This is a genomic window from Paraburkholderia phymatum STM815 (assembly GCF_000020045.1).
Lineage (GTDB): Bacteria > Pseudomonadota > Gammaproteobacteria > Burkholderiales > Burkholderiaceae > Paraburkholderia > Paraburkholderia phymatum.
Map to the genome: position 1 here is coordinate 2799939 of NC_010622.1, position 20940 is coordinate 2820878.

Annotated in this window: 18 protein-coding genes; 9 read left to right on the plus strand and 9 right to left on the minus strand. The window is 64.4% G+C overall.

Annotated elements, in window-relative coordinates; translation table 11 throughout:
* Nucleotides 1–8: 8 nt before the first annotated feature.
* The 6 genes from hda to panB are packed head-to-tail and all read left to right on the plus strand — an operon-like array spanning nucleotide 9 to nucleotide 5263.
* Nucleotides 9–782: a DnaA regulatory inactivator Hda gene (hda, locus tag BPHY_RS12635; protein WP_012401866.1), complete on the plus strand. Its 774-nt coding sequence runs from the start codon at nucleotides 9–11 to the stop codon at nucleotides 780–782.
* Nucleotides 775–1461, plus strand: a complete 687-nt coding sequence (locus BPHY_RS12640) for a histidinol-phosphatase (protein WP_012401867.1) — start codon at nucleotides 775–777, stop codon at nucleotides 1459–1461. Before hda ends, BPHY_RS12640 begins: the two co-directional genes overlap by 8 nt.
* Complete coding sequence (pcnB, locus tag BPHY_RS12645) at nucleotides 1458–3074, plus strand: polynucleotide adenylyltransferase PcnB (RefSeq protein WP_012401868.1); 1617 nt, start codon at nucleotides 1458–1460, stop codon at nucleotides 3072–3074. Before BPHY_RS12640 ends, pcnB begins: the two co-directional genes overlap by 4 nt.
* Before the next feature lie 48 nt (nucleotides 3075–3122).
* The gene (gene folK, locus BPHY_RS12650; RefSeq protein WP_012401869.1) at nucleotides 3123–3713 is read left to right on the plus strand and encodes a 2-amino-4-hydroxy-6-hydroxymethyldihydropteridine diphosphokinase; all 591 of its coding nucleotides are present in this window, start codon (nucleotides 3123–3125) and stop codon (nucleotides 3711–3713) included.
* A gap of 11 nt (nucleotides 3714–3724) precedes the next feature.
* Nucleotides 3725–4405 (plus strand): deoxynucleoside kinase, encoded by a 681-nt coding sequence (locus BPHY_RS12655; RefSeq protein ID WP_041764031.1) that lies wholly within the window; start codon nucleotides 3725–3727, stop codon nucleotides 4403–4405.
* 42 nt (nucleotides 4406–4447) lie between these two features.
* A complete protein-coding gene (gene panB, locus BPHY_RS12660; protein WP_012401871.1) occupies nucleotides 4448–5263 on the plus strand; it encodes a 3-methyl-2-oxobutanoate hydroxymethyltransferase in 816 nt (271 codons plus the stop codon).
* A gap of 103 nt (nucleotides 5264–5366) precedes the next feature.
* Here panB and pabB read toward each other — a convergent pair whose 3' ends face one another.
* From pabB to grpE, 5 genes are all read right to left on the minus strand, one after another.
* On the minus strand, nucleotides 5367–7232 hold the full coding sequence (pabB, locus tag BPHY_RS12665) for an aminodeoxychorismate synthase component I (protein ID WP_012401872.1): 1866 nt from the start codon (nucleotides 7230–7232) through the stop codon (nucleotides 5367–5369).
* A 24-nt stretch (nucleotides 7233–7256) separates the two neighbouring features.
* Entirely contained in the window at nucleotides 7257–8390 is a 1134-nt protein-coding gene (gene dnaJ / locus BPHY_RS12670; protein WP_012401873.1) for a molecular chaperone DnaJ, read from the minus strand.
* Nucleotides 8391–8645: 255 nt separating this feature from the next.
* On the minus strand, nucleotides 8646–10607 hold the full coding sequence (gene dnaK / locus BPHY_RS12675) for a molecular chaperone DnaK (RefSeq protein WP_012401874.1): 1962 nt from the start codon (nucleotides 10605–10607) through the stop codon (nucleotides 8646–8648).
* A gap of 154 nt (nucleotides 10608–10761) precedes the next feature.
* Nucleotides 10762–11193, minus strand: coding sequence for a thioredoxin family protein (locus BPHY_RS12680; RefSeq protein WP_012401875.1), 432 nt, complete (start codon nucleotides 11191–11193; stop codon nucleotides 10762–10764).
* Between the two features lie 16 nt (nucleotides 11194–11209).
* Nucleotides 11210–11818: a nucleotide exchange factor GrpE gene (gene grpE / locus BPHY_RS12685; protein WP_012401876.1), complete on the minus strand. Its 609-nt coding sequence runs from the start codon at nucleotides 11816–11818 to the stop codon at nucleotides 11210–11212.
* Between grpE and BPHY_RS12690 the strand changes: the two genes are divergently transcribed.
* A complete protein-coding gene (locus BPHY_RS12690) occupies nucleotides 11817–12005 on the plus strand; it encodes a hypothetical protein (protein ID WP_041763599.1) in 189 nt (62 codons plus the stop codon). The two genes, grpE and BPHY_RS12690, sit on opposite strands and share 2 nt — an antisense overlap.
* A 293-nt stretch (nucleotides 12006–12298) precedes the next feature.
* Here the strand turns inward: BPHY_RS12690 and BPHY_RS12695 are convergent, their stop codons facing one another.
* From BPHY_RS12695 to hrcA, 3 genes are all read right to left on the minus strand, one after another.
* Nucleotides 12299–12706 carry an RNA-binding S4 domain-containing protein gene (locus BPHY_RS12695; protein ID WP_041763600.1) on the minus strand — a complete coding sequence of 136 codons (408 nt, stop codon included), beginning with the start codon at nucleotides 12704–12706 and terminating at the stop codon, nucleotides 12299–12301.
* 84 nt (nucleotides 12707–12790) lie between these two features.
* The gene (gene hemH, locus BPHY_RS12700) at nucleotides 12791–13861 is read right to left on the minus strand and encodes a ferrochelatase (protein WP_012401879.1); all 1071 of its coding nucleotides are present in this window, start codon (nucleotides 13859–13861) and stop codon (nucleotides 12791–12793) included.
* A gap of 157 nt (nucleotides 13862–14018) precedes the next feature.
* Nucleotides 14019–15038, minus strand: a complete 1020-nt coding sequence (hrcA, locus tag BPHY_RS12705) for a heat-inducible transcriptional repressor HrcA (protein WP_012401880.1) — start codon at nucleotides 15036–15038, stop codon at nucleotides 14019–14021.
* Between the two features lie 282 nt (nucleotides 15039–15320).
* Here hrcA and BPHY_RS12710 point away from each other — a divergent pair, with 282 nt between their 5' ends.
* Nucleotides 15321–16223 carry an NAD kinase gene (locus tag BPHY_RS12710; RefSeq protein WP_012401881.1) on the plus strand — a complete coding sequence of 301 codons (903 nt, stop codon included), beginning with the start codon at nucleotides 15321–15323 and terminating at the stop codon, nucleotides 16221–16223.
* Between the two features lie 98 nt (nucleotides 16224–16321).
* A complete protein-coding gene (gene recN, locus BPHY_RS12715; protein ID WP_012401882.1) occupies nucleotides 16322–17989 on the plus strand; it encodes a DNA repair protein RecN in 1668 nt (555 codons plus the stop codon).
* Between the two features lie 57 nt (nucleotides 17990–18046).
* Here recN and glnE read toward each other — a convergent pair whose 3' ends face one another.
* Nucleotides 18047–20839, minus strand: a complete 2793-nt coding sequence (gene glnE, locus BPHY_RS12720; protein ID WP_012401883.1) for a bifunctional [glutamate--ammonia ligase]-adenylyl-L-tyrosine phosphorylase/[glutamate--ammonia-ligase] adenylyltransferase — start codon at nucleotides 20837–20839, stop codon at nucleotides 18047–18049.
* Nucleotides 20840–20940 lie beyond the last annotated feature (101 nt).

Sequence of the window (20940 nt, forward strand, 5' to 3'; positions counted from 1 at the left end):
TTCCTATCGTGTCGCGCCAATTGACGCTCGATCTCGGCACCCCGCCGCCATCGACATTCGACAACTTCTTCGCCGGCGCCAACGCCGAGCTGGTCACGCGCCTGCGCGAGCTGGACGCGGCGCTCGCGGCCGGCCCCGTCGCAGACCGCACGTTCTACGTCTGGGGCGAGACGGGCAGCGGCCGCACGCATCTGCTCGAGGCGCTCGTGCACGAGGCGCCGCCCGGCCATGCGCGCTACGCCGGCCCGCAGAGCAGCCTCGCCGCGTTCACGTTCGATCCCGCCGTCACGCTCTATGCCGTCGACGATTGCGACCGGCTCTCGGGCGCACAGCAGATCGCGCTGTTCAATCTCGTCAACGAAGTGCGCGCGCATCCGACCAGCGCGCTCGTCGTCGCCGGCAACGCCGCGCCGATGGGGCTCGAAGTGCGCGAAGACCTGCGCACACGCATGGGCTGGGGCCTCGTGTTCCATGTCGCACCTCTCGCCGACGAAGGCAAGGCCGCCGTGCTCAAGCGCGCCGCACGCGAGCGCGGCATCAACCTCGCCGATGACGTGCCCGCGTATCTGCTCACGCATTTCCGCCGCGACATGCCGAGCCTGATGGCTCTGCTCGACGCACTGGACCGCTTCTCGCTCGAACAGAAACGCGCCGTCACGCTGCCGTTGCTGCGCACGATGCTCGCCTCGCCCGACAATGCGGGCAGCAGCGCTGACGGCCCGCGACGTGCGGCGCTACAAGCCTCATCATCCGCTTCAAGTAAAATAGTCCCTCATGGCTAATCTCGCTCTCTTCGACCTCGATCACACGCTCATCCCCACCGACAGCGACCACGAATGGGGCCGCTTCATGGTGAAACTCGGCATTGTCGAAGCCGAAAGTTTCACGCGTGAAAACGATCGCTTCTTTGCCGACTACAAGGCCGGCAAGCTCGACATTCATGCCTATCTGGTCGCGATGCTCACGCCGCTGGCGAAATACCCGCGCTCGCAGCTGAAAACGTGGCACGACCAGTACATGCACGAAGTCATCAAGCCGGCCATCGTGCCCGCGGCGATGGAGCTCGTGCAGAAGCACCTCGACGCAGGCGACCTGTGCTGCATGGTCACCGCGACCAACGAGTTCATCACCGCGCCCATCGCCGAAGTATTCGGCATCGACAAGCTGATCGCGTGTGAAGTGGAGACGATCGACGGGCATCCGGCATCGGACTACACGGGTTTCCCGAAAGGCACGCCGAGCTACCGGGAAGGCAAGATCGCGCGCACGGAAGAATGGCTCGCGTCGCTTGGCAAAACATGGTCCGACTTCGAGCGCAGTTATTTCTACAGCGATTCGCATAACGACATCCCGCTGCTCGAAAAGGTCACCGACCCGATCGCGACCAACCCCGACGACACGCTGCGCGCTCACGCACAGAAGCAAGGCTGGCGCATCCTCGAACTCTTTCAACCCACGTGATCAAGAAACTCATTCGCAAGCTGTTCGGACAGGACGCGGAGCCCGCTGACGAGGCCGCGCCTTCCACGGAATCCGACGACTCCTCGTTCGACGAGCGCCCGCATACGGCGCGCTCGACTCCCAGGTCATCGAAAGGCGGCGCCGCATCGTCGAAGGCCGGCTCGCGGCGCAAGCCGGCCGCCGCAACGGCCGCCTGCGAGCCCGATGTGCCCGTCATCATCTCCTCCGATATTCACGGCATCGACCCATCGCTGATTTCGCGCAACGCCATCCGCGTGACGGAAGGTCTGCAGCAAGCGGGCTTTCGCGCGTTCATCGTCGGCGGCGCGGTGCGCGATCTGCTGCTCGGCATCGCGCCGAAGGACTTCGACGTCGCCACGGACGCCACGCCCGAACAGGTGCAGAAGCTGTTCCGGCGCGCCCGCATCATCGGCCGGCGCTTTCAGATCGTGCACGTGCAGTTCGGTCAGGAAATCATCGAAACGTCGACCTTCCGCGCGCTCATGGACGCGCCGCCCGCCGATTCTCCCCCGCCTCGCCGCCTGAAGCGCGACGAGCTGGACCGGCGCACGCATGCCGTCGACGCAAGCGGCCGCGTGCTGCGCGACAACGTGTGGGGCGAGCAGCACGAAGACGCGACGCGACGCGACTTCACCGTCAACGCGATGTACTACGATCCCGCGACGCAGACGGTGCTCGACTATCACAACGGCATGGCTGACGTGCGCGCGCGCCTGCTGCGCATGATCGGCGATCCTGCAACGCGCTATCGCGAAGACCCGGTGCGCATGCTGCGGGTCGTGCGCTTTGCGGCGAAGCTCGGCTTCGAAATCGACGAGGCGACGCGTGCACCGATCACCGAACTCGCCGACCTGATCAACAACGTGCCCGCCGCGCGTCTGTTCGACGAGATGCTCAAGCTGCTGCTGTCGGGCCACGCGCTCGCGTGCCTGCAGCGCCTGCGCAAGGAAGGGCTGCATCACGGCCTGCTGCCGCTGCTCGATGTCGTACTCGAACAGCCGCACGGCGAGAAGTTCATCACGCTCGCATTGAACAACACCGACGCGCGCGTGCGCGCCGGCAAGCCGGTATCGCCCGGCTTCCTGTTCGCAACGCTGTTGTGGCACGACATGCAGCAGCGGTGGCAGCAATACGAGGCAAACGGCGAATACCCGGTGCCCGCGCTGCATCGCGCGATGGATGACGTGCTGGACATGCAGACCGAGAAGCTCGCTATTCACAAGCGTTTCTCGTCGGATATGCGCGAGATCTGGGGCCTGCAGCATCGCCTCGAAAAGCGTTCCGGCCGCAGCGCGCTGAAGCTGCTGGAACACCAAAGATTTAGAGCGGGGTATGATTTCCTCCTGTTGCGCTGCGAATCGGGCGAACTGGATGAAGCGGTCGGTTCGTGGTGGACGGAGTTCATCGAAGGAGACGCCGCTGCGCGCGAAGCACTGCTTTCGCAAGGCGGGAAGGACCGGGCGCCCAGAAAACGACGGCGGCGTAGCAACAGCCGAAACCGCAGCAAACAGGGCGACGGAATGGAGGGCGGCACGGCTTCAGGAAACCGCGTAACAGACGATGCGAGCCACGACGGCCCGCATGAGGACTGATGCATTTCCGGCGCGCGCCGTCGAACGCAAGTTGCAGGAAGTTATGCCATGACGGTTGCCTATCTCGGCCTCGGCGCGAATCTCGGGGACGCGCGCCAGACCCTGAAAGACGCGGTGGTGTGTCTCGCACAACAGCACACCATCACCGTGCTCGCGAAATCGAGCCTTTATCGAACCGCCCCGATCGACGCGGGCGGCGACGACTATCTGAATCTCGTCGTCAAGCTCGACACCTCGATGCCCGTGCGGCATCTGCTCGCGCTGTGCCACAAGATCGAGCATCACTTCGGCCGGGAACGTCCCTTTCGCAATGCGCCGCGCACGCTTGATCTCGACATTCTGCTGTATGGCGAACACGCCATCGACGAACCCGATCTGATCGTGCCGCATCCGCGCATGACGGAGCGCGCATTCGTGCTCGTGCCGCTCGTCGAAATCGAACCGGCGCTGATCATTCCGCAACGCGGCCGCGCCGATGCGTTTCTGCCAGGCGTCGCCGGTCAGCGCATCGAGAAGATGAAATCTCCCTGCCAGTGCCTCGCGTCCAATGCGTCCAATGCGGCCAACGCGAGCGACGCAGCCGGCACGCTCGGCATGGCAGACAACGGGGACGACGCACCCAAAGGCGGCTGCCGATGAACTCCTTGCCGCTGACGGCCCCGCCACTCACCGTGACGGCGCCCGACTTGCATCCACCGCACGGCTATCTGACGATCGAAGGGCCGATCGGCGTCGGCAAGACTTCGCTTGCGCGCCGGCTCGCCCAACGCTGGTCGATGCACGAGCTGTTTGAGCGTCCGCAGGACAATCCGTTTCTCGAACGCTTCTATCGCGATACGTCGCGTCATGCGTTGCCCACGCAACTAAGCTTTGCGTTGCAACGCGCGCAGCAGACGCAGGAGATCGCCGCGCGGCGCACGGCGGGCACGCCGCTCATCACCGACTTCATGACGCAGAAGAACGATATCTTCGCGCGCCTCACGCTGGACGACGACGAGTACCAGCTGTATCGCGCACTTGCGGCGAAGCTCGACACGCCGGGTCCGTCGCCCGATCTGATCGTCTATCTGCAGGCGAGCCCCGAAGTTCTGTTCTCGCGTATCCAGAAACGCGCGGTGCCGATGGAACTGCAGATTTCGGATGCGTACCTGCGTTCGCTGTGCGACGCGTACAACGATTTCTTCTATCACTATGACGGCGCGCCGGTTCTCACGGTCAGCGCCGAACACCTGAACCCGCTCGAATCCGACGCGGACCTTGCTTTGCTCGTCGAACGCATCGAAACGATGCGCGGGCGCAAGGAATTCTTTGTCAAAGGCGGCACGCTATAGCGTCCGGCTGCAGCGTGCGGCCGTATTACCAACGGACTTCCCATGACCTATTTGCAGGAGACGAGCCGCAGCGCCGTCACCGTCCCGAAACTGATGGCGATGCGCGAAGCCGGCGAAAAGATCGCGATGCTCACCTGCTATGACGCGAGCTTCGCGGCGCTGCTCGATCGCGCGGGTGTCGATTCGCTGCTGATCGGCGACTCGCTCGGCAACGTGCTGCAAGGACAGAGCACCACGCTGCCCGTCACGCTCGATGAAATCGCCTATCACACAGCCTGCGTCGCGCGTGCGAAGCCGTCGGCGCTGATCGTCTCCGATATGCCTTTTGGCACCTACGGGACGCCCGCCGATGCGTACGCGAACGCCGTCAAACTGATGCAGTCGGGCGCGCAGATGATCAAGCTCGAAGGAGGCGAATGGCTCGCGGATACGGTGCGCTTTCTGGTCGAGCGCTCAGTGCCCGTGTGCGCGCACGTGGGGCTCACGCCGCAATCGGTACACGCGTTCGGCGGCTTCAAGGTGCAGGGCAAGACGGAATCGGGCGCGGCCCAACTGCTACGCGATTCGCGCGCGATGCAGGACGCGGGCGCACAACTGCTGGTGATGGAAGCGATGCCGACACAGCTGGCCGCCGAAGTGACGAAGCAACTGCGTATTCCGACGATCGGCATTGGCGCAGGTGTCGATTGCTCAGGTCAGGTGCTGGTGCTGCACGACATGCTGGGCATTTTTCCCGGCAAGCGTCCGCGCTTCGTGAAGGATTTCATGCAGGGACAGCCGAGTATTCTCGCCGCCGTGGAAGCCTATGTGCGGGCCGTCAAGGACGGCACCTTCCCGGGGCCGGAGCACACGTTCTGATTCAAGCCGGGCGGCGCTTTCGAGCGCCGCTTTTCAGGACCGGGCGCCTGCTTCAGCGGCATCACGGTTGATGCGAGCCTTTCCCCGCTGCCGGCTCAATCCTTCAAACGACAACGCGCGCCGGCAACGCGCCACGCAGCGCATTGCAGAGCATCAGCGCTTGCGCATTCGACACGTCGCCCCGCGTCAACACGCGCTCGCCCGCCTGCATGTCGGGATCCTCGAGCAGAACGCCACGCATCACGCCCGGCAACACGCCCGACGACAACGGCGGCGTCCACCAGCGTCCCTCCAGCTTCACGAAAACATTGGACCGCCCGCCCTCGGTCAACTCGCCGCGCTCGTTGAAAAAGAGCGTGTCGAACGCATCGTGTGATTCGGCTTCACGCCAGCCGCGATCGTATTCCGCGCGACGCGTCGTTTTGTGCAGCAGCAGCGGATCGGCCGCCTGCATCGACGCAAAGCCGTGATCGGGGCCGAGCAGCACGCCGACCACTTCGTCCGTCAGCGGCACGAGCGGGGCAAACGTGATTTCCGTCGCGCCGGCCTTGTCCAGCGTGAGCCGCATCCGGTGCGGCGTCGCGTTGCGCAACGTCGCGCATTGCGCGCAGAGTTGCGCGCGCACGCTGTCCTCGTCGAATGGAAAGCCCAGCCAGCGCGCGCTGTGACCAAGCCGCGCAAGATGGCGTTCGAGATGCCGCACGCCGCCCTCGTGCGTCGCATACATCGTTTCGAATAGCTGGAAGCCGGGGTCGGCTTCCGTCAGGAAACGTGCTTTCAATTTGCACTCCGCGTATTCGTCTTGCGCCACGCTGTCGAGCACGATGCCCGCGCCGATACCCATTTCCCCCCGGCGCGCTGCGAGCGGCGTCGCAGCGCCGAGCGTCAGCGTACGAATCGCCACCGACAGACAGAAGTCCTCGCACTGCTTGCCGACGGTTTCGCCGAAATCGGGCTGCGCATCGAGCCAGCCGATTGCACCCGTGTACAGGCCGCGCGGCGTGGATTCTATCTGCTCGATCAATTGCATCGTCTTGTGCTTCGGCGCGCCCGTGATTGAGCCGCAGGGGAAAAGCGCGCGCAGAACGTCGGCGAACGACGTGCGTGGGCGCAGCATCGCCGTCACTGTCGATGTCATCTGCCACACCGACTGATACGGTTCGACGGAGAACAGCGCCGGTGTTTTCACCGTACCCGTTTCGGCGATCCGCGAGAGGTCGTTGCGCAGCAGATCGACGATCATCACATTTTCCGCGCGATTCTTCGGATCGTGAGCGAGGAACTCGGCCGCAGCGTTGTCCTGTTCAGGGTTCGATGAGCGGGGCGCCGTCCCTTTCATTGGACGCGTGCGCAACGACATCCCTTTCTTCTCGACGAACAGTTCCGGCGAACACGACACGACCCAGCGGTCGCCAGGCAGTGCGATCAGTGCGCCGTAATGAACCGATTGCCGCGCGCGCAGCCGCCGGAAAAGTGCGGCCGGCGTGCCGAACACGTCGAAGTACAGCCGATAGGTGTAGTTGATCTGATAGGAGTCGCCCGCACGCAAAGCTTCGTGGACGGCATCGATGGCCTGCGTGAATGCCGTTTCGTCGACGCTCGCCTGGACGCCGCCGATGCCCGCCACCGACGGTTCGACGGCTGCGCTGTCGTAGAGCGCGAGCCAGCGGTCGACCTCGTCGCGCGACATTTTCTGACAGTGCTCGAACAATAAAAAACGCAGCGAGCCACTGGCACGCTGCGTTTCCTGTTGCAAAGCCTGTCCAAACTCGTAATCGGCGAGCACGACAGCGAAAAGACCGCTGTCGACATCGGCCGACGCCGCGTCGCACACCGCATCCAGCTGAGCGGGGTCAGCGCAGACGTGTTCGTGCCGGAAGCCCGTGTATAACCGGCTCGACCGGCGACTCGCGGTCGAGTCGCAGTCGTCCAGCAACGCGAACACGCTGCCTGTCGCTTGAGCCGTCATGCATACCGCCAACTTCAGAACGCGTTAGTCGAAAAAGCTCTTGACGCGGTCGAACCAGCTCTTGCTCTGCGGGCTATGACGCGCGCCGCCTTCGACCAGCGACTTTTCGAACTGCTGCAGCAGATCACGTTGTGCGTCCGTGAGCTTGACGGGCGTTTCCACCTGCACATGCACGTAGAGGTCGCCCGCGATGCTGGAACGCAGCCCCTTGATACCCTTGCCGCGCAGACGGAACGTCTTGCCCGACTGCGTGCCTTCCGGCACGGTGAAGGTCGCGCGGCCCGCGAGCGTCGGCACTTCGATCTCGCCGCCCAGCGCCGCCTTGGTGAACGGAATCGGCATCTGGCAATGCAGATCGTCGCCGTCGCGTTCGAACACCGCATGCGCCTTGATGTGAATCTCGACGTACAGATCGCCCGACGGACCACCATTGATACCCGGCTCGCCGTTGCCGGCCGAACGGATACGCATGCCGTCGTCGATACCCGCCGGAATCTTCACTTCCAGCGTCTTGGTTTCCTTGGTCTTGCCTGCGCCGTGGCAGTGCGTGCAAGGCTCGGGAATGTAAGTGCCCGTGCCGTGACACTTCGGACACGTCTGCTGGATACTGAAGAAACCTTGCGACATGCGCACTGCGCCCGAGCCGTTACAGGTCGGACAGGTTTCCGGCTTCGTACCCGGCTTCGCGCCTGAGCCGTGACAGATTTCGCACGAGACCCAGCTCGGCACGCGGATCTGCGTGTCGTAGCCATGTGCGGCCTGCTCGAGCGTAATTTCCATGCTGTAGCGCAGATCAGCGCCGCGATACACCTGCGGACCACTGCGGCCGCCCCGTCCGCCCGCGGCGGCCTGGCCAAAGATATCGCCGAAGATATCGCCGAATGCGTCGGCGAAACCGCCGAAACCCTGCGCGCCCGCGCCCGCCATGTTCGGATCGACGCCCGCGTGGCCGTACTGGTCGTACGCCGCCCGCTTTTGCGAGTCCGACAGCATTTCATAGGCTTCCTTTGCCTCTTTGAAATGCTCTTCCGCATCCTTGTTGCCCGGATTGCGGTCGGGGTGGTGCTTCATCGCGAGCTTGCGATACGCCTTCTTGATTTCGTCGTCGCTCGCGTTCTTCGCGACGCCCAGAACCTGGTAGTAATCCCGTTTCGCCATATCGGTTCAACGCCATCCGCGCGACGCGGCGCGGCGGCTCCTCTTGAATGCTGGAGTCTCGCGACTCGTAAGGCCTGGACCTGCCCGCAATTACGGGTCAAAAGCCCTGCCCTCCATAAAACAAATGTGCCCGGAGAGCCGGAAAGGCTCGCCAGGCGCGTGATCGGTTCAATCGCCCAAGAGATCAGGCGCAACCTTTTGCAGCCGGGCTGCGCATGTCTCCATGCGCAGCCTTGCGGTCGAACAAAACCCGGCTTAGTCCTTCTTCACTTCCTTGAACTCGGCGTCGACGACGTCGTCGGCCTGCTGGCTCGCGCCAGCCGCTTCGGCGCCTGCTGCCGCACCCGCCCCACCGGCCGCACCCGCTGCGCCCGCCGCACCTTGCGCCTGCATGTCGGCGTACATCTTTTCGCCGAGCTTCTGCGACGCCGTTGCAACCGTCTCGATCTTCGCTTCGATGGCAGCCTTGTCGCTCGAGCCATTCTTCAGCGTCTCTTCCAGATCCTTCAACGCAGCTTCGATCTTTTCCTTCTCGCCCGCTTCCAGCTTGTCGCCGTATTCGGTGAGCGCCTTCTTCGTGCTGTGGACCAGCGCGTCGCCCTGGTTGCGTGCATCCGCCAGTTCACGCAGCTTGTGATCTTCTTCCGCGTTCGCTTCCGCGTCCTTCACCATCTTCTCGATTTCGGCTTCGGACAGGCCCGAGTTCGCCTTGATCGTGATGCGGTTTTCCTTGCCCGTTGCCTTGTCCTTCGCGCCGACGTGCAGGATGCCGTTCGCGTCGATGTCGAAGCTCACTTCGATCTGCGGCACGCCGCGCGGTGCGGGCGGGATGCCTTCCAGGTTGAACTCGCCCAGCAGCTTGTTGCCCGCCGCCATTTCCCGCTCGCCCTGGAACACCTTGATCGTCACGGCGCCCTGGTTGTCGTCCGCCGTCGAATACACTTGCGCGTGCTTCGTCGGGATCGTGGTGTTCTTGTTGATCATCTTCGTCATCACGCCGCCGAGCGTTTCGATGCCCAGCGACAGCGGCGTCACGTCCAGCAGCAGCACGTCCTTGCGGTCGCCCGACAGCACCTGGCCCTGGATCGCTGCGCCAACAGCAACGGCTTCGTCCGGGTTCACGTCACGGCGCGGATCCTTGCCGAAGAACTCCTTCACCTTTTCCTGCACCTTCGGCATACGCGTCTGGCCACCGACCAGGATCACGTCGTCGATTTCACCGACCTTCACGCCTGCGTCCTTGATCGCGACACGGCACGGCTCGATGGTGCGCTCGATCAGGTCTTCGACCAGCGCTTCCAGCTTCGCGCGCGTGATCTTCAGGTTCAGGTGCTTCGGACCCGATGCGTCTGCCGTGATGTAAGGCAGGTTGATTTCCGTCTGCTGACCCGACGACAGTTCGATCTTCGCCTTTTCAGCCGCTTCTTTCAGGCGTTGCAGCGCGAGCACGTCCTTCGACAGATCGACGCCCTGTTCCTTTTTGAACTCGCCGATGATGTAGTCGATGATGCGCTGGTCGAAGTCTTCACCGCCGAGGAACGTGTCGCCGTTGGTCGACAGCACTTCGAACTGCTTTTCGCCGTCCACGTCCGCAATTTCGATGATCGAAATGTCGAACGTGCCGCCGCCCAGGTCGAACACCGCGATCTTGCGGTCGCCCTTTTCGGCCTTGTCCAGACCGAATGCGAGCGCAGCGGCCGTCGGTTCGTTGATGATGCGCTTGACTTCGAGACCGGCGATGCGGCCTGCGTCCTTTGTAGCCTGACGCTGGCTGTCGTTGAAGTACGCCGGCACCGTGATCACAGCTTCCGTGACGGGCTCGCCGAGGTAGTCTTCAGCCGTCTTCTTCATCTTGCGCAGCACTTCGGCCGACACCTGCGACGGGGCCAGCTTGTTGCCGTGCGCTTCGACCCATGCGTCGCCGTTATCGTGCTTGACGATTTTGTACGGCATCAGGCCGATGTCCTTCTGCACTTCCTTTTCTTCGAAGCGGCGGCCGATCAGGCGCTTGACCGCGTACAGCGTGTTCTTCGGGTTCGTGACCGACTGACGCTTCGCGGGCGCGCCGACGAGGACTTCGTTGTCGTCCATGTAGGCGATGATCGACGGCGTGGTGCGAGCGCCTTCCGAGTTCTCGATTACCTTGACCTGATTGCCTTCCATCAGCGCCACGCACGAATTGGTGGTGCCGAGGTCGATGCCGATGATTTTGCCCATTTTCACTAATCTCCTGACTTTGATCGCTGCGGGACCTCGCTGGCTGGCCGTTCCGGCCGCCGGGCGCCCCGCCCCTGAAATTCACCCTGCACCCAACATAAGTGCAGCCGCATCGTTTTCAAGACCCCTTATGCGATGCGGTCATTAAATTTTTTCAATCGCTTTTGCCGCTGCCCAATCCAGCCCCGAAGCCCGCCCTACCCCCGGCCGCGCGGATTCTCTCACGCGCCGCGTCGACGGCCGCCTCGAATTGCGCCAGTCCATGCCAGCCCGTCGCCCGCCCGAGCCGCTTGCCGTGGTGATAGAAAAACCACGTCGGCACGCCATGCAGCATGAAGCGCCTGCCGAGATCGCGATGTTCATAGACATTGCTATGAAACCAGCGCAGGCGGAGCGCACGGATCGCCTCCGGCTGCGCGAGCATCGCCTTCTTCGCGATTTCGCAGTTGAAGCAGTCGAGCCCCCAGAAGAACACCACGGCCAGATCGTCGCCGGCCGACTGGAGGCTGGCGTCGAAGGTGGCTGCCGTGAGTTCCTGCATGTCGAAGGCCGCGAACGCAGCACTATCGACGGGCATGCCAGCCATGACCGCGCAGCGCCGCTTACTTCGGCGCTGCGACCGTGACAAGCGCCGGACGCAGCACGCGGTCGGCGATCACATAGCCCTTTTGCAGCACAGCGACGACCGTGTTCGGCTCCTGATCGGCCGGAACCATCGAAATGGCCTGGTGACGGTGCGGATCGAACTTTTCGCCGACCGGGTTCAGCGCAACAACCTTGCCCTTCTCCAGCGCGCCCGTCAGCTGGCGCAACGTGAGTTCAACGCCTTCGCGGACCTTGGCGAGATCGTCGGTGGAGTGCGCGACGGCCGCTTCGAGGCTGTCCATGACGGGCAGCAGATGTTCGGCAAAGCTTTCGATCGCGAATTTATGTGCCTTCGCCACGTCTTCCTGACCGCGGCGGCGGACGTTTTCTGTTTCCGCCTTGGCGCGCAGGAAGCTCTCCTGCAGTTCGGCCAGCTTCGCCTGCGCCTCGGCCAGCGCGGCTTCGGCACCGGCGGGTTGAGCCTGCGCCGGCTGTTCGCCGGCAGCCGCTGCCGGCTGCCGCGCCTGATCCTGCGGCTCGCCCGATGCGGCCTCTGCGGCCTGGCGCGCGGCTTCGTCGGCGGGCGTAGGGTTCTGGCTCGTCGGGTTCTCTTGCGTGTTTTCCATGTCGCTGAAATTCGAAAAATTGAAGGCCAAAAAACGGCGGCAGTTTAACGGGCTCGCCACGCTGGGCGTGGCACCGATACGACATGCCGGCCGCGGATCAACGCTGCAAGTAAGGGTGCACACGCCGCATTTCAAGGCTTCCGCCGATGCTTTTTGCACCTCGCAGGGGCCCGGAAATCTGGCGTAACAAGCATTTCCAGCGCGACATCATATTGAGATTGAGCGCGCTTCGCGAGTGTCCTAAACTGAACCTGAGCGTCCGAAAAGGCACGTTAACCCTAACCTGACGCTTGGCTTACCGCCAGCTGAACAGCCCGTTTCCGCTTGTCACCTCCGAGGGGAGTACCGTGAAACTGACCTTCGCTATATCGGTGGTCGCATTGGTACTCGTCGCGGGCACCACGACCATCTGCATGTCCGGGGTAGTCAACGAACGCACGACCGAATACGGCGGCGTTCACGCGACCATCGAGGAACTCTTCAACCCCCACTGGAAATTTTGTCGATAACGCGCCTGTCGCGCTTGGTCGGCCGCCCATGCATGCTGGCGGCCGGCTCGCGATAGGTCTTGCGCCGCTCGTTCTCCTGCAGGCGCTTCTGCCTGCCTTCTTGCGTTTCCGCGTAAAGCGTCTGCGCGACGCTCGCCGGCCCGCGCACGTCGCACACGCCGAGCACCTCGATCTGCCACACGATCCGCTCGATGTCGATCTCGACGAGGTCGCCGACCCGCACTTCCTTGGCCGGCTTCACCGTCGCGCCGCCGATCCGCACGCGGCCCTTCTCGACAGCATCGGCGGCCAGCGAACGCGTCTTGAAGAAACGCGCCGCCCACAGCCATTTGTCGATGCGCAAGCGAGCGCCCGGTTCCGTAGAAATCCTGTAGTTCATCAGTCCTTCTTCAGGTGTCTGCACACGCCTAAGGGATGCCATGCGCCGTTGTACGGATGCAGGTTGTGTGCCGGATGCGCAAATTCAAGCCACAGACGCGCTTTGCGGGGTCGCTGCCTGAACCGGCCAGCCCTGCAGATGCTGCGCGACGATTTCGCCGAGCGCCGCGATCCACGCCGGCGCCGCGTTCAGGCAGGGAATGGCGTGAAAAACTTTCCCGCCTGCGTGCAGGAACTCGTCGCGCACTTCCATGCCGATTTCCTCGATCGTCTCCAGACAGTCCGCCGTGAAGCCCGGGCAGAACACGTCCGCGCGATGCACCCCCGCCGCACCCAGTTCCTTGAGCGTGGGCGCCGTGTAAGGCTGAAGCCACTCGGCCTTGCCGAAGCGCGACTGAAACGTCACGCGGCATTCGACGGACGTCAGCCCGAGCGCATGCATCAGCAGCGTCGCAGTTTGTTGACATTGATCGTGATATGGATCGCCCAGGTCCAGCGTGCGCTTGGGCACGCCGTGAAAACTCAACACCAGCTTGTCGCCCGCCGCGAAGTCGGGACGGCCGTGTGCATGCCAGTAGTGATTGACCTGCGCCGCGAGCGCCGCGATGTATGCGGGGTGATCCGCGTACTGGCGCACGGTGCGGATTTCGGGCTGATTGCGCATCCGCCTGAGCGCCACAAATGCTGCGTCGAACGCAGTGGCCGTCGTGGACGCCGAATACTGCGGGTACATCGGCATCAGCAGGATGCGCTCGGCGCCCGCCAGCTTCAACTGGTTGAGCATGGCGGGAATGTCGGGCGTGCCGTAGCGCATCGCGTACTCCACGATCACCGTGTAGTCGTTCAGATGCAGCAGATGCCGCAGCCCTTCGACCTGCTTTTGCGTGTGCACCCGCAACGGCGAGCCTTCGGGCATCCACACCGACGCGTATTTCTTCGCCGAGGCCACGCCGCGAAACGGCAGAATGAAAAGGCGCAAGATGATTTGCCACACCAGCGACGGGATCTCGACCACACGCGGATCGGACAGAAACTGCGCGAGGTAGCGCCGCACGGCACGGGGCGTCGGCGCATCGGGCGTGCCGAGATTGATCAGCAACACGGCGACGCGATGTGCCGCAGCAGACTGCAAGGGCCGCTCGAGGTCGAAGCGCATAGGCAAAGACAAGAGCCGCGCACAGGCGCGACACGTAATGGACGGGAAGCCCATTATAGCGGCGCGGTCTGCCGGCGATACCTGGCCGTTCGGCCAATTGGCACGGCGAAAAACGCCGCGCATGATGAACTCGTCGCGGCGTTGCGCTGCTTCCGGGCTACTGCTGGCTGAGGGTCATCGAAAGCAGGCGCGCGGTGATGTCGACAATGGGAATCACGCGGTTGTACGCCATGCGCGTCGGTCCGATCACCCCGAGCGTGCCGACAATCTTGCCGTTCACTTCGTACGGCGCAGTCACCACGCTCATTTCTTCAATGGGAACGAGGTTCGACTCGCCGCCAATGAAAATCTGCACGCCTTGCGCGTGACTCGACACGTCGAGCAACTGAAGGAGGCTTGTCTTTTGATCGAATACATCGAAAAGCTTGCGCAGCCGCGCCATGTCCGACGAAAGATCGGCCACTTCGAGCAGCTTGCGCTCGCCGGAAATCAGCACGGTTTCGCCCGTGTCCGTGACGTCCGTGCTCGCCGTGACGGCCGCGTGCATCAACGTGGTCATGTCGCCGCGAAGTTCGTCGATTTCCTCGCGCAGGCGCCGGCGCACTTCGTCGAACGACAGCCCCGCGAAGTGTGCGTTGATGTAATTGGATGCTTCGACCAGTTGCGACGGCGTGAAGTCGCGCTGCGTCGCCATGATCCGGTTCTGCACATCGCCTTCCGGCGTCACGATGATCAGCAGGATGCGTTTGTCGGACAGGCGCAGGAATTCGATCTGCTTGAACACGTGGCTGCGGCGCGGCGTCAATATCACGCCCGCGAACTGCGACAGGTTGGACAGCACGCTGGCCGCCGCCGCCACCACCTTCTGCGGCTCGCCCGGCTGCAGTGTGGTTTTGACCGCGCGCATCACGGCGTCCTCGTCGGCGGAAGGCTCGACGGTCAGCATGGTGTCGACAAAGAGCCGGTAGCCTCGCGGCGTGGGAATGCGCCCCGCCGACGTATGCGGACTGATGACGAGCCCCAGTTCCTCCAGATCGGACATCACGTTGCGGATCGTCGCCGGGCTGAGTTCGAGCCCGGAGTACCGCGACAACGTGCGCGAGCCGACCGGCTGACCTTCGGCGATATACCGCTCGATCAGCGTTTTGAGGAGGGTTTGTGCGCGAGGATCTAGCATGGCGAAAAAATTTTAGCGTAACCACCACAGGGCGACGAGCACGCGGCGGAGCGCTGGCAGGCGGCTTCGTCGCCCGGCGCGCCCTGCGCGGCACCCCGCCCGCGCACGAACCGCTTCGCCCCGACCCGGACAGTCGTCACGTCTGTCATGAGGACTTCACCATTCTAACGATAATCGGGCCAAGGCTGGCCGCCAACACGCGGCCGCCGGGCATCCGCCCCAGCCGGCGCGCCGCCGCCGCCAACGGTTCTTTTCAGGTCGCACCTATGGTGTAATGCCGGCATGCAAGCTAACAGCCAGTTCAAGACCGTTGCGCTCGTCGGGCGCAGCAACACGCCGGGCATCGGGGAACCGCTGACCGCGCTCGCCACGTGCATCGAGAAGCTGGGCTTCGAGATCGCGTTCGAGGCGGAAACCGCGCAGGAAATCGGCGTCTCGCGCTGGCCCGCGCTGCAGCCGGCGGAAATTGGCGCGCGCGCGGACGTGGCGATCGTTCTCGGCGGCGACGGCACGATGCTCGGCATCGGCCGACAGCTGGCGCCATACAAGACACCGCTGATCGGCATCAACCACGGCCGGCTCGGCTTCATCACCGACATCCCGTTCTCCGACATGCGCGAGATCATCCCGCAGATGCTGTCGGGCAGCTTCGAACGGGAAGAGCGCTCGCTGCTCGAATCGCGGATCATGCGCGACGGCCAGCCGATCTACCACGCGCTCGCGTTCAACGACGTCGTTGTGAACCGTTCGGGCTTTTCGGGCATGGCCGAACTGCGCGTGTCGGTGGACGGACGCTTCATGTACAACCAGCGCTCGGACGGGTTGATCGTCGCCACGCCGACGGGCTCGACGGCCTACGCGCTGTCGTCGCAAGGGCCGATTCTGCATCCGCAGCTGCAGGGCCTCGTGCTCGTGCCGATTGCCCCGCACGCACTGTCCAACCGGCCTATCGTGATTCCGGACGACTCGAAGGTCAGCATCCAGATCATCTCTGGCCGCGACGTCAACGTGAACTTCGACATGCAGTCGTTCACCGCGCTGGAGCTGAACGACACGATCGACGTGCGCCGCTCACGCCATACCGTGCCTTTCCTGCATCCCGTCGGCTACAGCTATTACGCGACGCTGCGCAAGAAGCTGCACTGGAACGAGTACCCGTCACACGAAGACGACCCGGACGACTGAACGCACACCGGACACAAGCGGCGCAGCCAGTCCGCAGAGCCCGAACGTCACCGCAAACGACCAGACCAACTCACGCAAGCCACGCCAGACACACGAGCATGCTCCGCCACCTTTCGATACGCGACTTCGTCATCGTCGCCGCGCTCGACCTCGAATTCGACAGCGGCTTTACGGTCTTCTCCGGCGAAACGGGCGCCGGCAAATCCATTCTCATCGACGCCCTCGCTTTGGCGCTCGGCTCGCGCGCCGATGCGAGCGTCGTGCGCACGGGCGAGGCGCGCGCGGACATCACGGCCGAATTCGACACGCACGCGCTCGTCGATGCATGGCTCGACGAACAGGCGCTCGCCGCTGGCGAAACGGAGCACGGCAACACTGTGATGCTGCGCCGCGTGGTCGATGCGAACGGCCGCTCGCGGGCGTTCATCAACGGTACGGCGGCGACGCTCACGCAACTGCGCGAAGTCGGCGAAATGCTCGTCGATATTCATGGCCAGCACGCCCATCAGCTGTTGATGCGTCCAGATGCGCAGCGCGAACTGTTCGACACCCACGCCGGCCTGCTCGACACGACGGCCGCCGTCAACCGCGCCTGGCGCGCCTGGCGCGAAGCCGTGCAAGCGGTCGAAACCGCGCAGAGCAAGGACCGCGAACTGCAACTGGAACGCGAGCGCCTCGCGTGGCAATTGGCCGAACTCGACAAGCTGTCGCCGCAGCCCGGCGAGTGGGAAGAAGTCAACACGGAACACCGGCGCCTGTCGCACTCGGCAAATCTGATCGACGGTGTGCAGGGCGCGCTGTCGGCGCTATCCGAATCGGACGAGGCGATGCTCGGCCATCTGTCGTCGATCATTTCGAAGCTGCGCGATCTCGCCGAAATCGATCCCGAGCTGAACGACGCGCTCGCCGCGCTCGAACCGGCCGAAATCCAGTTGCAGGAGGCCGCGTATTCGCTGAGCCATTATGCGCAGCGGCTCGAACTCGATCCCGACCGGCTTGCGCAAGTCGAAAAGCGCCTCGACGCGCTGCATTCGGCCGCCCGCAAGTTCCGGCTGCAGCCGGAAACCTTGCCGCAGGAACATCAGGCGCGCCGCGAACAGCTTGCGAAGCTCGACGCCGCCGCCGACCTCGACGCGTTACGCGCCGCCGAAGCCAAAGCGAAAGAAGCCTACGCCGCCGAAGCGAAGGTGCTGTCCAAGGCGCGGGCGAAAGCCGCGAAAGCGCTCGGCGCGGCCGTGACGACGGGCATGCAGGAACTGTCGATGGTGGGCGGCAGCTTCGAGGTCGCGCTCGTCCCGCTGCCCGAAGGCGGCGCGCACGGCATAGAGCAGATCGAATTCCGCGTCGCCGGCCATGCTGGCGTGCCGCTGCGGCCGCTCGCGAAAGTGGCCTCCGGCGGGGAACTCGCCCGTATCAGCCTCGCGCTCGCAGTGATCGCGAGCGCCGCCAGCCCGACACCGACGCTGATCTTCGACGAAGTGGACACGGGCATCGGCGGCGGCGTGGCTGAAGTGGTCGGCCGGCTGCTGCATCAGCTTGGCGAACAACGCCAGGTGCTGTGCGTGACGCACTTGCCGCAAGTCGCCGCCCGCGGCGACCAGCATTTCCAGGTCGCCAAGAGCGGCAACGGCAAGGGCGGCACGATCAGCACGGTGACGTCGCTGGACAAGTCGAGCCGTATCGAGGAAGTCGCACGCATGCTGGGCGGCCTGGAAATCACGGCCACCACGCGCAAGCACGCGAAGGAAATGCTGAGGGCGGCGTAACGCTCAAAGTGCACGCGCGACAGACAGCGAATCCGTCCCGCGCGCCTTCCTGCAGCCTTAGCCGAACACGCGCCGCCACAGACGCAGCACGGCTTCGCGCTCCTTCTCCACCGTCTGCGGCTCGACCCGCGCCTTCTCCATGCCGTCCAGCCGCAGCTTGTGCTGGAGCTTCCGATAGGTCCGGTAAGCCGCGCCCACCGTATCCGCCTCCTCGCCGCTCATCAGCCCGAAGCGCGACACCTCGCGCAGCAGCGCGATATTGCCCGTGTTGCGGATCAGTTCGGGATCGCGCGCCGCATGCAGCAGCACCCAGTACTGCACGGCAAACTCGATGTCGACCATGCCGCCGCGGTCGTGCTTCAGGTCGAACAGCTCGGTGCGGTTCGGGTGCCCTTCTTCGACACGCCGCCGCATGTCGACGATCTCGGCGGAAAGCGTGGCCGCGTCGCGCGGCGTCGTCAGCACCTGTTCGCGAATCGCCTCGAACTGCGCGCCGATGGCGGGATCGCCAGCGCAATAGCGCGCCCGCGTCAACGCCTGATGCTCCCAGACCCACGCCGTATTGGCCGCATCGCCCTCACGCAACTGGTAGCGGCGAAACGCGTGGAGGTCGGTCACGAGCAGGCCCGACTCGCCGTTCGGGCGCAGCCGCAGGTCCACGTCGAACAGCGTGCCCGCGCCCGTCGCCGTCGTGAGCCACGTGATCAGACGGCGGGTGAAGGTCGCGTAAATGTCGGATGCGTTGTCGTCCGCGTCGTCGTACAGGAAGATCAGATCCAGGTCCGACGCATAGCCGAGTTCCTTTCCGCCCAACTTGCCGTACGCGATGATCGCAAAGCGCGGCACCTCGCGGTGGCGCTTCGCGAGCTGGTTCCAGACGGCTTCGACCGTCACGTCAAGCACAGCGTCGGCGAGTTCGGAGAGCCGGTCGCTGACATGTTCGACGCTCAGCTTGCCGGCCAGATCGATCAGCAGAATGCGGAACACTTCGGCCTGATGCGCGTGCCGCAGCAGATCCATCTGATGTTCGACGCCGTCGGCCGCCGCGAGCCGCGCACGCAGCGTGCGCTTGAACTCCGGCCAGTCGAACGGACTGGCCATCGCTTCGTCGTCGAGCAGTTCGTCGAGCAATTGCGGATGGCGGATCAGATACCCGGCCGCCCAGCGCGACGCGCCGAGCACCGACAGCACGCGATGCAGCGCCTGCGGATACTCGGTCAGCAGCGCGAGATAGGCGCCGCGCCGCCCGATGGCTTCGAGCAGATCGAACAGGCGCGCCAGAATATCGCCGCGCCGCTCGGCGGGCTCCAGCGTATGCGCGGCCTCGAGCGCACGCTGCGCGACGATGTCGAAGCGCTGGCGGCTGCTTTCGGCGAGACCCGCATAGCGCGACGAGTGCCATACGGCCTTCAGGCGCGCGAGCAGATCAGCGGGGCGTTCGACGCCCAGCTCGACGAGCCGTGCCGCCAGCGCGTCGTCGGCGCTGTCGTCGGCGAGCGCGCTGCTCCACACCCATACGGCCGCGCCGTCTTCGCGCGCGCCGCAGCCGCGCTGCCCGCTCACCTTGTCGGCGAAGATCTGGTCGAACTGCTGCTCGACGAGTTCGCGGTGCGTTTCGAGCTTCGCCATCAGCGACGCGTAGTCGTCGAAGCCCATCGCCTGTGCGAGATGCGCGCGCTCGGCGGGATCGACGGGCATCGCGTGGGTCTGCGCGTCGTTTCTATATTGCAGACGGTGTTCGAGATCGCGCAGGAACAGATAGGCGCTCGTCAGATCTGCACACACGCCGGGCGACACGAGCCCGCGAGCGGCCGCATGGCGCAGCACGGCGAGCGTCGGTCGCACGCGAAAGCCCGCGTCCTGGCCGCCGCGGATCAACTGGAACACCTGCGCGCTGAATTCGATTTCGCGGATGCCGCCGCGGCCGAGTTTGATGTCGTCGGCCTTGTCGGGGCGCATCGACGCACGCCGCTGCGCTTCCTGGCGAATCTGCAGATGCAGCGAGCGGATCGCGCTGATCACGCCGAAGTCCAGATAGCGCCGGTAGATGAACGGCTTCACGATCGCATCGAGCTGCCTGGACAGGCGTCGTGCCGAATCGGTGACGTGCTCGGACACGAGCCGGCCTTTGATCCACGCGTAGCGCTCCCACTCGCGGCCCTGCACGTAGAAATATTCTTCCAGCATCCCGAGACTGCACACGAGCGGCCCTGAATCGCCGTTCGGCCGCAGCCGCATGTCGACACGAAACACGTAGCCGTCCGCCGTGACTTCGGCGAGCGCCGCAATCAGCCGCTTGCCGAGCCGTGTGAAGAAATCCTGCGTCGCGATGGACGACCGCTGGCCGCCCGTCGTTTCGCCATCGTCCTCGTAGACGAAGATCAGATCGATATCCGACGACACGTTCAGCTCGCGCCCGCCCAGCTTGCCCATGCCGACTACGCCCAGCGACAGCCGTTCGCCCTGCGAGCCGCGCGGCTCGCCATACAGCGCCTCGAGATCGGCGGAAACCACGGCCATCGCGCGCTGAACCGTCGCTTCCGCCAGGTCGGTCATCGTGCCCGTCACTTCGGCGACGTCGGCCGCACGGGACAGGTCGCGCTCCATCACCGCACAGAACACTTCCGCGCGAAGCTGGCGCAGCGCCTTTTTCAGCGCGTCTTCAGAGAGGGGCGCGTCAGGTGTCGCGCGCAACGCATTGAGCAGCGCATCGAGCCGTTCGTCGATGCGCTCGCGGGTGATGGGCGCCGCCGCCAGCGCCGCCACGCGGAACGCCAGGTCGGGCTGCGCCGCGTAGGCGCGTGATGCATAGTGCGAATAGCTGGAACTCAACAGGGATGGTTCGGTCATCAAAGGTCTGGCTCGCTCGTTGCTTGAATACTGCCTCGGGCCATCGCAGCCGCTGCTCGCGCGTGCAGCCGACACCCCGTGTGGCCTTGTCCACGCAGGCC

Excerpts from the sequence above, each read along its gene's own strand:
- dnaJ (WP_012401873.1), bottom strand. The coding sequence starts at position 8,390 with ATGGCGAAACGGGATTACTACCAGGTTCTGGGCGTCGCGAAGAACGCG.
- dnaK (WP_012401874.1), bottom strand. The coding sequence starts at position 10,607 with ATGGGCAAAATCATCGGCATCGACCTCGGCACCACCAATTCGTGCGTG.
- BPHY_RS12690 (WP_041763599.1), top strand. The coding sequence starts at position 11,817 with ATGTCGCTGAAATTCGAAAAATTGAAGGCCAAAAAACGGCGGCAGTTT.
- panB (WP_012401871.1), top strand. The coding sequence starts at position 4,448 with ATGACCTATTTGCAGGAGACGAGCCGCAGCGCCGTCACCGTCCCGAAA.
- recN (WP_012401882.1), top strand. The coding sequence starts at position 16,322 with ATGCTCCGCCACCTTTCGATACGCGACTTCGTCATCGTCGCCGCGCTC.
- BPHY_RS12710 (WP_012401881.1), top strand. The coding sequence starts at position 15,321 with ATGCAAGCTAACAGCCAGTTCAAGACCGTTGCGCTCGTCGGGCGCAGC.
- grpE (WP_012401876.1), bottom strand. The coding sequence starts at position 11,818 with ATGGAAAACACGCAAGAGAACCCGACGAGCCAGAACCCTACGCCCGCC.
- BPHY_RS12695 (WP_041763600.1), bottom strand. The coding sequence starts at position 12,706 with ATGAACTACAGGATTTCTACGGAACCGGGCGCTCGCTTGCGCATCGAC.
- hemH (WP_012401879.1), bottom strand. The coding sequence starts at position 13,861 with ATGCGCTTCGACCTCGAGCGGCCCTTGCAGTCTGCTGCGGCACATCGC.
- folK (WP_012401869.1), top strand. The coding sequence starts at position 3,123 with ATGACGGTTGCCTATCTCGGCCTCGGCGCGAATCTCGGGGACGCGCGC.
- pabB (WP_012401872.1), bottom strand. The coding sequence starts at position 7,232 with ATGACGGCTCAAGCGACAGGCAGCGTGTTCGCGTTGCTGGACGACTGC.
- glnE (WP_012401883.1), bottom strand. The coding sequence starts at position 20,839 with ATGACCGAACCATCCCTGTTGAGTTCCAGCTATTCGCACTATGCATCA.
- BPHY_RS12640 (WP_012401867.1), top strand. The coding sequence starts at position 775 with ATGGCTAATCTCGCTCTCTTCGACCTCGATCACACGCTCATCCCCACC.
- hrcA (WP_012401880.1), bottom strand. The coding sequence starts at position 15,038 with ATGCTAGATCCTCGCGCACAAACCCTCCTCAAAACGCTGATCGAGCGG.
- BPHY_RS12680 (WP_012401875.1), bottom strand. The coding sequence starts at position 11,193 with ATGGCTGGCATGCCCGTCGATAGTGCTGCGTTCGCGGCCTTCGACATG.